The sequence below is a fragment of the Sphingomonas palmae genome, from assembly GCF_900109565.1.
Lineage (GTDB): Bacteria > Pseudomonadota > Alphaproteobacteria > Sphingomonadales > Sphingomonadaceae > Sphingomonas > Sphingomonas palmae.
In genome coordinates this window covers 29,678-44,671 of record NZ_FNZZ01000004.1, presented here as the reverse complement: position 1 = coordinate 44,671, position 14,994 = coordinate 29,678, and the positions used below count along the sequence as shown (strand labels likewise).

Genomic DNA, 14,994 nt, shown 5'->3' with positions numbered 1-14,994 from the left:
TGCCGGGCGCCGCTGGGTCAGCAAAGGTTGAAGGATGAAGCAGTCGGTCGAACCGGGCGCGGTCAAGCATATCGCCCTGATCGGAAATTTCCTGCCGCGCAAGTGCGGCATCGCCACGTTCACGACCGACACCTACGAAGCGCTGCGAAAGCGCTACCCTGACCTGCGCGTCGACGTCTACGCGATGGATGATCATCCCGGCCATTACGACTATCCGGAGGCGGTGACGGGCGCGATCCCGCAGCACGACCGCGGCGCCTATCTCGCCACGGCGCGTGCGATCGAGGCGAGCGGCGCGCAGGCTTTGTGGGTGCAGCACGAATACGGCATCTACGGCGGCGACGCGGGCGCGCACATTCTTGAACTGATCGACCGCACCAACGTGCCGCTGATCGTCACGCTGCACACCGTGCTCGAGAAGCCGAGCACGCAAGAGCGTGCCGTGCTGGAGGGTCTGCTGCGCCGCGCTGCCAAGGTGATCGTGATGGCCGAGCGCGGGCGCGACATCCTGCAGCGCGTTTATGGTGCTGCTCCTTCGTCGATTTCGGTGATCCCGCACGGCGTGCCGGATCGTGCGTTCGTGTCGCCCGACACGTTCAAGGCGCGATTCGGCTGGCAGGGCAAGCGCATCATCCTGACCTTCGGCCTGCTCAGCCCCGGCAAGGGGATCGAGACGGTGATCGAGGCGATGCCCGCGGTCGTCGCGCAGCACCCGGACGCGATGTACGTCGTGCTGGGCGCGACGCACCCGAGCCTCGTCGCGCACGAAGGTGAGGCGTACCGCGACCGGTTGAAGGCGCAGGCGCGCGAGTTGGGCGTCGACAACAACGTCGCCTTCATCGACGCCTTCGTCGACCACGACGACCTGATCGACTATCTGCAAGCCGCCGACATTTACGCGACCCCGTATTTGAACCCCGCGCAGATCACGAGCGGGACGCTCTCTTACGCGGTCGGCGTTGGGAAGGCGGTGGTATCGACGCCCTACGTCCACGCGACCGAAATACTCGCCGACGGGCACGGCGTCCTCGTCGATTTCAAGGATGTCGCCGCCTTCGCGCGCGAGATCAACGACCTGCTCGGCAGCGAGCGCAACCTGGGCCGGCTCTCGCAGCGCGCCTATGCACGGGGGCGCACCATGATCTGGCCCGCCGTGGCGGAGAAGGCTATGATCCAAGTCGCGCGCAGCATCGAGGCGCAGCCCAAACGCCTGTCTTCCGCGACGGTGCCGACGCCAAAGGTGTTACCTCCCGACCTCGCCGCGGTTGAGCGAATGAGCGACTCGACCGGCATGCTCCAGCATTCGATCTTCTCGATCCCGGATCGGCGCCACGGTTATTGCATCGACGACAATGCGCGCGCGCTGATCCTGATGAGCCAGATGGCCGACGTCGACGCGGTGACGCGCGACAAGTGGACGACGATCTACGCGTCGTTCGTCCAATATGCGTGGAACCCGGACAAGCGCCGTTTCCGCAATTTCATGAACTTTGATCGTACCTGGTGCGAGGATGTGGGGTCGGAAGACTCGAACGGCCGCACCCTTTGGGCGCTGGGCGTAACCGCGCGCGACGCGGTCGAGCCCAAGCATCGCGACTGGGCGACCGCGATGTTCGACATGACGGCGAGCCTCGCGTTCGAACTCGGCAGTCCGCGCGCGCAATCCTTCGCGATGCTGGGTGCGGCGGCGATGCTGCAGGCCTCGCCCAACCACCCGCTCGCGCTCGAGATACTGGAGCGTTTCCCTGACCAGCACCTCGCATTACTCGACGCGGCGCGGCGTCCCGAATGGGGCTGGTTCGAGATCGTGCTCGCCTACGACAACGCGCGCCTGCCCGAGGCGCTGATCCGCGCCGGCCACGCGCTCGGCCGGCAGGACCTGATCGACTGCGGGATCGAGACGCTGACCTGGATCATGTCGAAGCAGACCTCGCCCGAAGGGCATTTCCGCGCGGTCGGCTCGGAAAGCTTCGGCCGCGTCTATGCCGAGCCGCTACCCTACGACCAGCAGCCGCTGGAGGCGCAGGCGACTGTTGAAGCATGCGCGGCGGCGTTCGATGCAACCGGTGATCGCCGCTGGCTGGCGGAGGCTGCCCGTGGGTACAATTGGTTTCTGGGTGCCAACGATCTCGAGCTGCCGCTCGCGACCGCGAAGGACGGCGGCTGTTTCGACGGCCTGATGCCCGCGGGGCTCAACCGTAACCAGGGGGCCGAGAGCATTCTCGCGCTGCAATTGGCGAGCTGCGCGATTTCAGGGCTTTCAAAACGGGCAGCAGGCGTGGCAGGGAAGGATCGCGTCGCCGCGTGAATGCGGCACGCGCCGCACAGACGAGTTAAATCGCGAGGCGTATTCCCGTTGGATCTGTTCAATCACCGGCTGCGCCTGCACGCAGACCCGTCGCGCGTCGTCGTGCGTCCGTTCCACATCGGCTGGCTCGCCAACGGCAGCGGCATCAGCCGGTCGCAGCGGCTGATCAACGAAGTGCTCGAAATGAGCAGCGAGCAGGCGCGCGACCAGCTGGTGCTGGTGCTCAAGGATTTCGAGGCGCGTCACTGGCAGACGCGGCGCGTGTTCATGACGCGCTACGACGAGATCGCTTCCGCGCACGGGCTGGACGGTAGTCAGATCGACGACGAGAAGCGCCAGCTGATCGGCGCCTATTTCTGCCACGAATACAGCTACGCCGCCGCCGCGCTGATGAACCCGAGCGCGGTGCCGCACCCGGATCAGTCGGGCATGTCGCCGGGATCGCAGCGCATCCTGATGTCGCTGCGCTCGGTGGGTGAGGGCCACATCTCCTCCGTTGCGTTCCGCGAAGGTATCATCGGCGAGGACAACGAGCTGAAGCTCGCGCCCGAGCCTCCCTTCGCGACCGCCGCCGACGCGGTCGGCAGCGACGAGGAGGAGGTGCCGACCGGCCCCGTGACCGTCTATCGTCACCGCGACAGCACATTGTCGGGTACCGTCATCTTCCCGATCACCGACGCGCAGTCGAAGGGCCTGGAGGACCTGCGCCTCGTCCATTTCACGCACGACGACGGCGCGGTCGAGTGGCTCGGCACCTATACCGCGTATAACGGCGCGACGATCCAGTCGGAGCTGCTGCGCACGCGCGATTTCCGCGCCTTCGACCTCGTGCCGATGACGGGCACCGCCGCGCGCAACAAGGGGATTGCGCTGTTCCCGCGCAAGGTCGGCGGGCGTTACCTCTCGATCGGGCGGCAGGACGGCGAGAATTTATACCTGCTCTCGACCGATGACCTGACGCACTGGGATGACGGGCAGCTGATCCTGAAACCCGAATATCCGTGGGAGTTCGTGCAGATCGGCAATTGCGGTCCGCCGATCGAGCTCGACGAGGGCTGGCTGTTGCTGACGCACGGCGTCGGCGCGATGCGCAAATATTCGATCGGCGCGGCGCTTCTCGACAAGCACGACCCGTCAAAGGTCATCGGGCGCACGCAGCAACCGATCCTCGCCGCCGCCGATCAGGACCGTGAGGGTTATGTTCCGAACGTCGTCTACACCTGCGGCGCGATGCGGCACGGCGACAAGTTGTTCATGCCCTATGGCATCGCTGACAGCTCGGTCGGCTTCGCCTTCGTCGAGATCGCGGAACTGCTGAAAGCGATGTGACGCGCGCGGCGATGCTTTCCGGCATCGCCGTATTGTCAGGGCTGGGGTGACATGCCCGTCCTCTCGACCGGACGTCACCGACGTGACAAGCTCTGTCCGATGGCTGGTTTTGCATTGTTCATGCTTGGCGCTGGCGCATATGTCACCGCGCTGTTCGGACCGGCGTTGCTGGCACTATGGTTCTGGTATCAGGCCGGCTGGCGCATCCCGCGCTGGGCTGCGCACGCAAGTTTGCGCGCGTCGTGGTGTTCCGCCGGCTGGCGCATCCCGCGCTGGGCTGCGCACCTGCTTTACTTGCCGCTCGCGCTGCTGCTCACCTGGGTGTCGGGTAACCTGCTCTTCTTCGCCGCGCACGACGATGGCGAGGGCCCACCCGGTCTAGGGCTCGCGCTCGTGCCCGCACTCGCGATGCTGACCGGCTCGATCGTCCTCTATTATGGCGCGGTCGCGGCTTAGGCGGCAGGCGCATTGCTGCGGCGGCTGAGGCATAGTAGCGGCGCTGAGGCGCTCAATCCTGATCGCTAGCGCTCGCCGTTGATCGTATAGTCCGCCACCGCGCTCCAGTCGCGCGCCGCCATGCCAGCGTCGATAGCGCGCTCCATCTGTCCGCGCACCGCATCGAGCATCGGCAGCGTGCGCCCCGCCGCCTCGCCCGCCGCGGTTGCCAGCCGCAGGTCCTTCAATCCCAGCTTCATGACAAAGCCGGGTTTGTAATCCTCCGCGACGATCTTGCCGCCATAGGTGTGATAGGCCGGGCAGCCGAACAGCGTACCCGTCGCAATCTCGAGGAAATCGGCGCGCGACAGCCCGTGCGCCTCGGTCAGCGTCATCGCCTCGCCCAGCGCCTCGATCGTCATCGCGATCAACATGTTGCCCGCGACCTTGGCCGCGTTCGCCTGGTGCGGCTCCTCACCCAGAACGAAGGTGCGCTGCCCGATCACGTCGAGCAGCGGACGCACGCGTGCCACCGCGTCGCGCTTGCCCGCCGCGACCACGTTGAGCTTCGCCGCCGCCGCGGCATCGGGGCGCCCGAACACGGGGGCCGAGACGTAGCCGAGGCCCGCCGCCTCGTGCGCTGCCGCCAGTTCGCGCGCGAAATCGACCGCGATCGTCGCGCTCACGACGTGGATCAGCCCAGGCCTGGCGCGTTCGAGCAGCCCGGCGTCGAGCACGACCTGCCGGATCGCGGCATCGTCCGCCAGCATGGTGAACACGACCTCGCTCTCGAACGCGTCCGCGGCCTGTTCGAGCAGTTCCACGCCCGGCAGCTCGGCCTTATCGACCGGAGAGCGGTTCCACGCGCGCACGTAATGCCCCGCTGCGGCGAGGTTGCACGCCATGCCGATCCCCATACGACCGAGCCCGACGAAACCGATATCCATGTTCGTTCTTCCCGTGCGTAACGTTCTGGGTGCGTTAACGCGCGGGCGCGATGGGGGGTTCTAGGGACCGCCCGGCTCATTCAACGCGGCGCTGCCTCCGGTTGCGACACGCGGGCGCGCGATCAGGTGCCATGCGACCAGCACCGGCTCCAGTACCGCCAACCCGACCGCGATACCTGTCAATCGCGCCAGCGCCGGCGCGACCGCGGCATCCTCGATCCGGTCGGGAACCAACGTGACCAGTATGGCAAGCACGAACTGCGTCCCGACGTAGCTGCGCGTGCGCCAGCCATTCTCCGCCATCCGCCCGATCGCAACGCCGAGGGCGACCGCCAGCAGCAAGGCGCCGGTCGAAACGTGGAGCAGCAGCACCACGCCCGCGTAGGCACCCCCCGCGACGCAACCGATCACGCGCTGCCACAATCGGGCGGAGACCGGACGTAAGCCACCCGCCGCCAGTCCTTGCAGCGGCATCATCATCACGGCCAGGATCGTGACCGCGCCCTGCGCGATCTCGGGCACGTCGACGATCTGCGCGATCCACGGCAGCAGCATGACAGCCAGCGTTCCCTGCGCGGCGTGGCGCAGCGCAACGGGATGCCAGCGCAGCCGCGTCGGGCGGGTGCCGGCCGCGGCCGGCCACAGGCATCTGAGCGTCAGCGTCGAGGCGAGGCTCACCGCGACGCAGGCGAGCGTACCCACCCCGACCTCCAGCACGCGCGTCGCGATCAAGGCGCGCAACGCGGTGCCCGGATGCTCGGCGGCGTCGAGCACGATCATGGCGAAGGTCAGCGCGACGAATAGCCAGGCGTAGGCGCGCTTCGCGGTCAGCGCGGCGTACAGCGTCGGCAGCGTAACGAGACCGAGCAGGAGTGACATCGCGAACGTTCCCTGCACCACCCACGGCACCAGCAGCAGGGCCAGCACCGCGCCGACACCAGTGCCAACGATGCGCAGCAGCCCGCGCAGCATCGTCTCCGACACGTGGCCGCGCATGACCATATAGCCCGAGAATGCCGCCCAGCTGACGTTGCGCGCGCCGGTCCAATGCGCCAGCGTGATTGCCAGCGTGACCGACACGACGCACTCGATCGCGTCCACCCGCCGGGCGTTGAGCGGCACGCGGGCGTACGAACGGTTCATGCGCAGGAAAGAGGCGAAGAATTCACTGCCGCTATAATCACCGCCGCTGTCGAGTTGATCCAGCGCCATGCCTTGTTCGTGCAGGCCGGCGAGAGGACATGCATGGTTGGCAGCGTGCTCTTGGAGCGGTCGACGATCGTCGCGTGGCAAGACGTACCGCAGTAATTATGGAGCCGATTATCTCAAGGAGCGGACCGACGCCGCTGATCCGGTGCTCTGCTTCAACACGTCACAACGGCGACCCGGCAATGCAGCGTTCAAGCTCGACCGGATCATGCGTGCAGGTGATCGTCAGATCCTTGCGACGCACAATCGACAGCGCTCGCAATCTCTCCTGATTGTTCAGCCGACTTCGAGCGTCCACCTCCATCAGACGCTGATAGGCGCGAAGGCCTGGTGTGCAACAACGCTTCGCCGCGCGCATTTCGCCGCGGTAGAAGTAGGCATCGCCTGCGTGAAGCAGCCAGCGCCCGTCATCGCCGCGGATCGCGACACCGGCGTGTCCCCAAGTGTGTCCCGGGAGCGGCACCATCAGGATTTCCGGTGGTAGCCCGTCGAGATCTCGCACCGCGTCGAACCCGAACCACGGCTCGCCTCGGGCACCGTAGCGCCGCCAGTCGCGCACCTCGTCCAGCTGGCGTTCACGCCAGCGATTGCGCGCAACCAACCCGATTTTCGGGCCGGTAGCGTCGTCATATTCACGCTGCATTACGTGGACTGTGGCGTGCGGGAAGTCCTCCAATCCTCCGGCATGGTCGAAGTCCAGATGCGTGGTAATGATGTGCCGCACGTCGCTTGCGCGGTGCCCGAGCGCTTCGATCTGTCGTATCGCGGTATCTTGCTCGCGCAGGCGGATGTTAAGCAGGAGACGCCAGGGCGGGGTGATCCGCGGTCCCGGCCTTTGATGAGGGTGAGCCACGTCGCGCAAGCCGTAACCCGTGTCGACCAGCACGAGCCCGTGCGCATCGGTCTCGATCAGCAGGCAGTGACAGACGAGCGTCGCCAAGGGGCCGGCACTACGTCCATCGAACAGCGCCCCGCCCACCGGGCAGTCGGTGCCGCAATTGAGATGATGTATGCGCATGGTGCTCCCCATCTCTCGGATATGATGAGCCAGCAGGGCGGTTGTACCGACCGTGCTGCATGGCGTGAGGCCCACCCTTTGCAGAGGATGAGCCTCAATGTCGGCCGGTTGCTAGCCGATCTGCTCGGCTTGTGCGCCGCTGTCGGGACGAGCGGCGCCGAGCACGGGTTCGTCGCCGAGCGGTTCGTTGCGGAACACGGTGAACTCGCCCTTGCCGTCGATGCTGGGTCCGGCGGTCCAGCGACCTTCGGGATAGCTGCCGTCGAGCGAGGTGACGTAGAAGTTATAGTTGTTCTGCTGGTCTTCGTTTTCCTGCGGAAAGGAATTGGGTATCGGCATCGATGCTTCCTTGCCTAGCTCCTCGATGACTGCCAGCCACTGCTCCTGGTGCATCGTATCGCGCGCGATCATGTAATGGAGCATCTTCTTCATGCCCTCATCGTGCGCGGCGTTGAACAGGCGGACGGCTAATGTACGTCCAGTGCTCTCCGCGGCGACGTTGCAGTACATGTCGGCAGCGACGTTCCCGCTGGCGTAAATGTGGCTCATGTTGAACGGTACGCCGTCCGAATCGACTGGCATCGCGGCGAGGCCCGCCGACAGCAGGTTCTTGTGAATCATGCCTTCGATCGCGCCCTTGGCGCTGCCGCCGCCCATCACCGCGCCGACGATGCCGTCTGCCGCCCCTTCTTCCTGAAGCGAGGTCGGCGCCTTGTCGAGATTAAGCGCCACGGCAGTTGCCAGCATCTCGATATGCCCGATCTCCTCGGTCGCGGTGTGGAGCAGCATGTCGCGGTACTTGGTCGTGGGCGCGCGATTGCCCCAGGCCTGGAAGAAGTATTGCATACAGACGCGGATCTCGCCTTCGACGCCGCCGATCGCCTGCTGCAGCATTCGCGCGAAGGCGGGGTCGGGCTTCTCGACCGTGACGGGATATTGCAAGCGCTTGTCGTGATAATACATGATGCCTCCACGTGCTCGTCAGGGTGACGTTCGTGCAGGCAACCAACCGATCAGCCGAGATAAAGTCGTTGTCTTGCCGTTATCAAACGCTCCTTTATCTTCCTGACTTGCATCATTGATGTCGATCTAGTGTACTATCGGTTGGAAAGCGCACGACTTCGTCCGTTTTTTTGCTGGAATGAATTTCGAACGCAGGGGAAGTTCAGCCGAACAACCCTCAGGTTTTAGTGAGCCGTATCTTGGACCTAGAGGGGGCCGATCGCGTTGGCATCAGCCATCCTAATACACGTCGGGAAAGCGGTAATGGTCCTCGTCCGGACGGGTCAGATGCGGCGTAAAAACAGGATTACGGCGACCATTTTGCGATCGAGCGATTCCAAACTCCAGCACGGGTGCTCAACGAGCAAGAGCGGCATCGGGTAATAACGTGCCCACTGTTTACCATAAATGGTGCCGCTTACAGGACTCGAACCTGTGACCCCCGCATTACGAATGCGATGCTCTACCAGCTGAGCTAAAGCGGCCTGGTGCGCCCGTGCCTGGGCGAGGCGCGGCGCTTAGCAGGGGTGTGCGGGAGTGGCAAGCGGGATCATCGCCGGCGGCGCAGATGCTTCACGCTGCTCACAAGTGGGTGCGGAACTGTTCCCAGAGTTTACGCGGCATTTACGGTCAATGCTGCAGAGCTTTCGCTGAACGGGTCGCATCGCATGCTTGGCGATCCCGTCGGGAAAGAACGGGTTATGGACAGCGCGCGCGGCAGTGATGATTCCGACAATATCGGCATCCGGCAGGACAATGATCCGACCGAGGCGGGGGTCGGCGAGCCGCAAGTCAAGATCGGCAGCGACGAACGCCGCATGCACGTGCGCGCGTACAATCATTGGGTGTCGCTGCTGGCCGAGCGGCCCTTTCCGACCATCGCCGACCTGGACCCCGCGCGCATCGCCGATTTTGGGCCGCACAGCGTGCTGCTCGATTTCAGCGAAGGGCTTGAGAATCCCGCTATCCCGTTCCTGGGTGCTGCATTGCGCGCCGAGTGCGGCGTCGACCAGTCGATCACCAACATCGCGCAGGTGCCTCCGCGCTCGCTCCTGTCCCGGCTGACCGATCATTACCTGCAGATCATCGCCAATCGCGCGCCGGTCGGGTTCGAGGCCGAGTTCGTCGGCATTCGCGGGCACAATACCTTTTACCGCGGCATCCTGATGCCGTTTTCCTCCGATGGCGCGGCGATCGACTATATCTACGGCGTCATTAACTGGAAGGAGATGGTGAGCAGCGACACGCAGGCGCAGCTCGACGCCGAGCTGGCGCGATCGGTACGCAGCGCACCGCGCGCGGCCGATCTTTCGTCGGTGTGGGCCGATGGGCCGAGCGCGGCGCCCACGGCCGAGACGAGCGACGAGGCCGACTTGCGCGAGCTGCTGGAGCTGGCGCGTGAGAGCGCGACGGGCGCGCGTACCGCGCAGTCGCGGAGCGCCGCGGCGATCGGCCGTGCGCTGGGGCGTGCGCATGACTTCGCCTGCGCAGCGGAGCGTGCGCCGCTCGCCTGCGCCGCGTTGCTCGATGCGAACGGGATGAACGCAGCGAGCATGCCTGAGAACGGGAACATGACGACGGACGCAATCGCGCGTCTTGTCTTCGATGACGATGTCGCAGCTGTTGCGCAGGCGGGTGCGGTGCTTGCCTACGCGCGCCGCCGCGATATTCCCGAAGGCGGACTGGCGCGCGCGATCGAGGCACTGCCCGGCGGCGTCGACGACATGGTGGCCGCGGAGCGCACGAGGCGGCGTCGCGGTGCGGCGCGGGGCGAGGTGACGCCAATCGCCGATCGCTCGGTGTTGGCGAGCGTCACGCCCGACCTGCTGGGTGGTCCAGCGGTGGCGGGCGACGCTGTGGTGCTGCTCGGCCGCGTGGCGAGCGACGGCGGCATCGACGTGGTTGGTGCGAGCAGCGACCGACGGCTGGCGGAGCGGGTGCTCGCGCGGCTGCGCTGAGGCTGGATGCATGCCGTGCGCGAGGGTGCACGATACCATTTCGCGCGGGGTTGAGGATTGATCGTGACGGGCGCATAGCCCCGCGCATGGCGAGGAAGTTGCAAACGATACTGTCGGACGCGCTGTCGGCGCGCCTCACCCACCGCGCATTGCCTGACGAGCTTCAGGGCTTTGCCGAAGCCGAGCAGGCGAGCGCGGCGGAGTTCCTGATCGCGACCGGCGAGACTCGCGCGGCGGAGACACCCGCGATTGCGTTGGAGCCGCTGCCGGGTGACGGCGGTCCGCGCCGGATGCGCGTCGCGATCGTCAACGACGACATGCCGTTCCTGGTTGATTCGATCGCCGCCGCGATCGGTGCGCGCGATATCGCGATCGAGCGGATCATCCACCCGGTGGTACAGGTCACGCGCGATGAGGGCGGCACGCTGACCACGGTCGATGCGGCCGGCAGTGAACCGGGCGCGCGACGCGAGTCGATGATCTACCTGGAGATGGACCGCGCCGACGCGCGCGACCGGCGTGAGTTGATCGAGGAGCTGACTGCCGTGCTCGCCAACGTGCGCTCGGCGACGGGCGACTGGCGCGCGATGCAGGCAGCGGTGGCGCACGACGCGGGCACGCTGGACGACACCGGCGGTGACGGCGAGGGCGCGAACCTGCTGCGCTGGTTCCTTGACCGGCATTTCACCTTGTTGGGTCATCAGCGCTGGAGCGCCACCGATGGCGCCGAGCAGGCGAGCGCGCTGGGCATCATGCGGTTGGAGCAGCCGGTGTCGATCCTGGCCGAGCGTTCGCGGCACCTGGCGATCGAGTGGTTTCAGGCGGGCAACAAGGCGCCGCTGCTGCTGAAGTCTAGCCTGATCTCGCCCGTTCACCGCCGCGTGCCGCTCGACCTCGTCGTCGTGCCGGTCATGCAGGCCGGGCGCGTCACGGGGCTGTCGATCACCGCGGGGCTTTGGACCTCGGCCGCGCTCAATGCGCCGCCGCGGAGCGTTCCAATGCTGCGGCAGCGGCTGGCTGAGTTCGAGGCGAAGTTCGGGTTCGATCCCGCGGGGCACACCGGCAAGGCGTTGATGCACGCGCTCGCCTCGCTGCCGCACGACCTGGTCACCGGATTCGACAGCGCGTCGGTCGAGCAGCTGGCGCTGAGCGCGATGAGCATCGCCGATCGCCCGCGCCCGAAGCTGGTGCTGGTGCGATCGCCGCTCGGCCGGCACCTGTTCGCGTTCGTGTGGCTGCCGCGCGAGGACGCGACCACCGCGCGGCGCGCCGCGATCGGCGACATGCTGTCCGAGGCCGCGGGCGGACGCGTCATCAACTGGGCGATCAGCCTGGAGGATCAGGTCGTCGCGCTGCTGCGCTTCACGATCGACCTGCGCGAGGGCGGGCGGATGCCCGAGGTCGAGCCGCTCGACCAGCGGCTGGCGCGGATGGTGCGCGGCTGGGTGCCCGACGTCGAGGCGGCGCTTGGCGAGCGGATGCCGGCGACGCGCGCGGCGCGGCTGGCGCTGCGCTGGGCGGCGGCATTCCCCGCCAATTACCGCAACGTGTCGAGTGCGGACGAGGCGGCCGAGGATATCGTACGCTTGTCGCAGCTGGACGGTGAGGGCGACCGGCAGGTTCACCTGTACCCGACCGCGGCGGGCGAGGATCACCGGCTGAAGATCTACAAGCTGAACGGCGCGCTGGCGCTGTCGGACGCGGTGCCGGTGCTGGAGAATTTCGGCTTCCGCGTGGTGGGCGAGCTGCCGACGCGGCTGCGCGAGGTCGATAATGCCTTCGTGCACGATTTCCTGGTCGAGGCGCCCGACGTGGCGTTCGACCACGAGCCGCAGGTGCTCGAAGCCGCGATCGCGGCCAGCTTGCGCGGACAGGCGGAGAATGACGCGTTCAACAGCCTGGTCGTCTCCGCCGGGCTGACCCCGCGCGCGACCGTGCTGTTCCGCGCCTGGTACCGGTACCTGCGTCAGGCGGGGCTCACCTACACGATGTCGACCGTGGTCGACGCGCTGTCGCGCAACGCCGGGCTGGCGCAGACGCTGATCGCGCGGTTCCACGCGCTGCACGATCCGTCGTTCGGCGGTGACGCGAACGAGAGCGACGACGAGATCGTGCGCGCACTGGACGCCGTGTCGGCGATCGACGACGACCGCATCCTGCGCAGCTTTCGCGCGGTGATCGACGCGACGCTGCGTACCAACGCCTTCACGCCCGCCGCCAACGAGGCGCTGGCGTTCAAGCTCGACAGTGCGTTGGTGCCGGGGCTGCCAAAGCCGCTGCCGTGGCGCGAGGTGTGGGTTTATTCCCCGCGCGTCGAGGGTATCCACCTGCGCGCCGGCCCGGTCGCACGCGGTGGCCTGCGCTGGTCCGACCGCCGCGACGATTTCCGCACCGAGATCCTGGGGCTGATGAAGGCGCAGCGCGTCAAGAACGCGGTGATCGTGCCGACAGGCGCCAAGGGCGGCTTCTACGCCAAGCAGCTTCCATCCCCTGCGAACCGCGACGCGTGGCTGGCGGAAGGCACCGAGGCGTATCGCATCTTCATCCGCACGCTCCTGTCGATCACCGACAATATCGTCGGCACCGGCGTGGTGCACCCGGACGGTGTGGTGATCCGCGACGGCGAGGACCCGTATTTCGTCGTCGCCGCCGACAAGGGTACCGCGACGTTCAGCGACGTCGCCAACGCGCTGGCGCTCGAACGCGATTTCTGGCTGGGCGACGCCTTCGCCAGCGGCGGCAGCGTCGGTTACGACCACAAGGCGATGGGCATCACCGCCAAGGGCGCGTGGGTGTCGGTCCAGCGCCACTTCGCCGAGCGCGGCGTGGACGTGCAGACGCAAGCCATCCGTGTCGTCGGTTGCGGCGACATGTCGGGCGACGTGTTCGGCAACGGCATGCTGCTGTCGAAGGCGATCAAGCTGGTCGCGGCGTTCGATCATCGTCACATCTTCCTCGATCCCAACCCCGACCCCGAGACGAGCTGGAACGAGCGCGCGCGCATGTTCGCGCTGCCGCGCTCGAGCTGGGCGGATTATTCGGCGCCGGTGTCGGCGGGCGGCGGTGTGCACAGTCGTGCCGCCAAGTCGATCACGATCACTCCGCAAGTCGCGGCCGCGCTCGACATCCCGGAGGGCGAGATGGAGCCGTCGCTGCTGATCGCGGCGATCCTGAAATCGCCGGTCGACCTGATCTGGTTCGGCGGCATCGGCACCTACGTGAAGGCGGCGGCGGAGAATAACGCCACGGTCGGCGATCCCGCCAACGACCGCCAGCGTGTCGACGCGGAGGAGTTGCGCGCGATTGCGATCGGCGAGGGCGCGAACCTGGGCGTGACGCAGGCCGCGCGCATCGCCTTCGCCGCGCGCGGCGGGCGGATCAACACCGACTTCATCGACAATTCGGCCGGGGTCGATTGTTCGGACAATGAGGTTAACATCAAGATCGCATTGAACCGCGAGATGACCGAGGGGCGGCTGGCGTACGAGGATCGCAACGAACTGCTCGCCAGCATGACCGACGATGTCGCGCATCTGGTGCTGGAGGACAATCGCCTGCAGACGCTGGCGCTGTCGATCGCCGAAGGATCGGGCAACGAGGCCGCGCAGGCGGTGCCGAGCTACGTTCGCGTGATGGAGGTGTTCGAGGAAGCGGGACGGCTCGACCGCAAGGTCGAGGGGCTCGCCTCCAACGTCGATTTCCTGCGCCGCGGCGTCGACGGGCGCGGGTTGACGCGGCCCGAATTGGCGGTGCTGCTCGCGACCGCGAAGCTCGCGTTGCAGGACGCGATCGAACATAGCGCGCTGGGTGCCGACCCGGCGATGCTGCCCGACCTGCACGCCGCCTTCCCGGCCGCAATGCAGGAGCGGTTCGCAGCCGCGATCGACCAGCATCGGCTGCGCGGCGAGATCGTGGCGACCAAGCTCGCCAACCGGATCGTCAACCGGATCGGTATCCTTCACCCGTTCGAGCTGGCGGAGGAGGAAGGCGCGGCGCTGTCCGACATCGCGGCGATGTTCGTGGTGGCGGAGCGGCAGTTCGGCCTGGCCGAGCTGTGGCGCGAGATCGAGCAGACCGCGATGCCCGAGGCGGCGCGCTACGCGCTGTTCGACGAGGTGGCGGTCGCGACCCGCTCGCACGTCGCCGACCTGCTGCGCGTTGAGGCGCCGGGCACGATGCCCTCGGCGGTGCTGGAGCGGCTGGGGCAGGGGATCGCGCGGCTCGACGCCGCGGCGCGCGACTTGCTGCTCGACGAGGCGCAGGCGCAGAGCCGGCGGATCGCCGCGACGCTGGAGGCGGCGGGCGCGCCCGCCGATCTGGTCACCCGCGTGGTGCGGCTGTTCGAACTCGACGGTGTCGTGGGTCTCGCCGACCTGGGCGGCCGCTCCGGGATCGACGAGACGCGGATCGCGCGCGCGTTCACGCATTTGGGGCAGGCGCTGGGGCTCGACTGGGCGCAGTCGACCGCGGCGCGGATCACGTCGAGCGATCCGTGGGAGCGGTTGCTGATCGCGGGGCTGGCGCGCGATTTCCAGCAGCTGCGGCTCGACTTCCTGGGGCGGACCGCGAACGGCGCGCCCGAGGAGGCGGTGGCGCGCTGGCTGGGCGAGAATGCGGGCCGTGTGGGTCAGTTCAAGGCGGTGGTCGACCGCGCGCGCCACGCGCCCGCGCCCAATGCGGCGATGCTGGCGCAGATCGCGGGGCAGGCGCGGGTGCTGCTGGGGCGGTGACCAATCGGGTCGGTCGTGCGGCGCGCGATCGATCCGTTCCAGCATCACGAAAGGCTGT

At 67.1% G+C, this 14,994-nt stretch carries 9 protein-coding genes and 1 tRNA gene; 5 read left to right on the top strand and 5 right to left on the bottom strand.

Annotated features, from left to right (window positions below; all coding sequences use genetic code 11):
- Window positions 1–34 precede the first annotated feature (34 nt).
- The 3 genes from BMW51_RS10345 (at window position 35) to BMW51_RS10335 (ending at window position 4,093) form a co-directional block, all read left to right on the top strand.
- Complete coding sequence (locus BMW51_RS10345) at window positions 35–2,308, top strand: glycosyltransferase (RefSeq protein ID WP_093006133.1); 2,274 nt, start codon at window positions 35–37, stop codon at window positions 2,306–2,308.
- 48 nt (window positions 2,309–2,356) lie between these two features.
- Window positions 2,357–3,637: a glycoside hydrolase family 130 protein gene (locus BMW51_RS10340; protein WP_425440987.1), complete on the top strand. Its 1,281-nt coding sequence runs from the start codon at window positions 2,357–2,359 to the stop codon at window positions 3,635–3,637.
- A gap of 99 nt (window positions 3,638–3,736) precedes the next feature.
- Entirely contained in the window at window positions 3,737–4,093 is a 357-nt protein-coding gene (locus BMW51_RS10335) for a hypothetical protein (RefSeq protein WP_143051849.1), read from the top strand.
- Window positions 4,094–4,158: 65 nt separating this feature from the next.
- Here BMW51_RS10335 and BMW51_RS10330 read toward each other — a convergent pair whose 3' ends face one another.
- From BMW51_RS10330 to BMW51_RS10310, 5 genes are all read right to left on the bottom strand, one after another.
- On the bottom strand, window positions 4,159–5,019 hold the full coding sequence (locus tag BMW51_RS10330) for an NAD(P)-dependent oxidoreductase (protein ID WP_093006127.1): 861 nt from the start codon (window positions 5,017–5,019) through the stop codon (window positions 4,159–4,161).
- 60 nt (window positions 5,020–5,079) lie between these two features.
- Window positions 5,080–6,231 (bottom strand): FUSC family protein, encoded by a 1,152-nt coding sequence (locus BMW51_RS10325; protein ID WP_093006125.1) that lies wholly within the window; start codon window positions 6,229–6,231, stop codon window positions 5,080–5,082.
- Between the two features lie 160 nt (window positions 6,232–6,391).
- Complete coding sequence (locus BMW51_RS10320; protein WP_245708417.1) at window positions 6,392–7,258, bottom strand: MBL fold metallo-hydrolase; 867 nt, start codon at window positions 7,256–7,258, stop codon at window positions 6,392–6,394.
- Between the two features lie 99 nt (window positions 7,259–7,357).
- The gene (locus BMW51_RS10315) at window positions 7,358–8,209 is read right to left on the bottom strand and encodes a manganese catalase family protein (RefSeq protein ID WP_093006123.1); all 852 of its coding nucleotides are present in this window, start codon (window positions 8,207–8,209) and stop codon (window positions 7,358–7,360) included.
- A 448-nt stretch (window positions 8,210–8,657) separates the two neighbouring features.
- Window positions 8,658–8,733: transfer RNA gene (locus BMW51_RS10310), tRNA-Thr, on the bottom strand.
- A gap of 216 nt (window positions 8,734–8,949) precedes the next feature.
- Here BMW51_RS10310 and BMW51_RS10305 point away from each other — a divergent pair.
- Complete coding sequence (locus tag BMW51_RS10305; protein WP_093006121.1) at window positions 8,950–10,206, top strand: PAS domain-containing protein; 1,257 nt, start codon at window positions 8,950–8,952, stop codon at window positions 10,204–10,206.
- Between the two features lie 86 nt (window positions 10,207–10,292).
- On the top strand, window positions 10,293–14,936 hold the full coding sequence (locus tag BMW51_RS10300) for an NAD-glutamate dehydrogenase (RefSeq protein ID WP_093006119.1): 4,644 nt from the start codon (window positions 10,293–10,295) through the stop codon (window positions 14,934–14,936).
- The last annotated feature ends 58 nt before the right edge of the window (window positions 14,937–14,994 follow it).

Bases quoted from the DNA above. Each gene is read 5' to 3' on its own strand.
- BMW51_RS10345 (WP_093006133.1), top strand. From the start codon at position 35: ATGAAGCAGTCGGTCGAACCGGGCGCGGTCAAGCATATCGCCCTGATC.
- BMW51_RS10335 (WP_143051849.1), top strand. From the start codon at position 3,737: ATGGCTGGTTTTGCATTGTTCATGCTTGGCGCTGGCGCATATGTCACC.
- BMW51_RS10330 (WP_093006127.1), bottom strand. From the start codon at position 5,019: ATGGATATCGGTTTCGTCGGGCTCGGTCGTATGGGGATCGGCATGGCG.
- BMW51_RS10325 (WP_093006125.1), bottom strand. From the start codon at position 6,231: ATGGCGCTGGATCAACTCGACAGCGGCGGTGATTATAGCGGCAGTGAA.
- BMW51_RS10320 (WP_245708417.1), bottom strand. From the start codon at position 7,258: ATGGGGAGCACCATGCGCATACATCATCTCAATTGCGGCACCGACTGC.
- BMW51_RS10315 (WP_093006123.1), bottom strand. From the start codon at position 8,209: ATGTATTATCACGACAAGCGCTTGCAATATCCCGTCACGGTCGAGAAG.
- BMW51_RS10305 (WP_093006121.1), top strand. From the start codon at position 8,950: ATGGACAGCGCGCGCGGCAGTGATGATTCCGACAATATCGGCATCCGG.
- BMW51_RS10300 (WP_093006119.1), top strand. From the start codon at position 10,293: ATGGCGAGGAAGTTGCAAACGATACTGTCGGACGCGCTGTCGGCGCGC.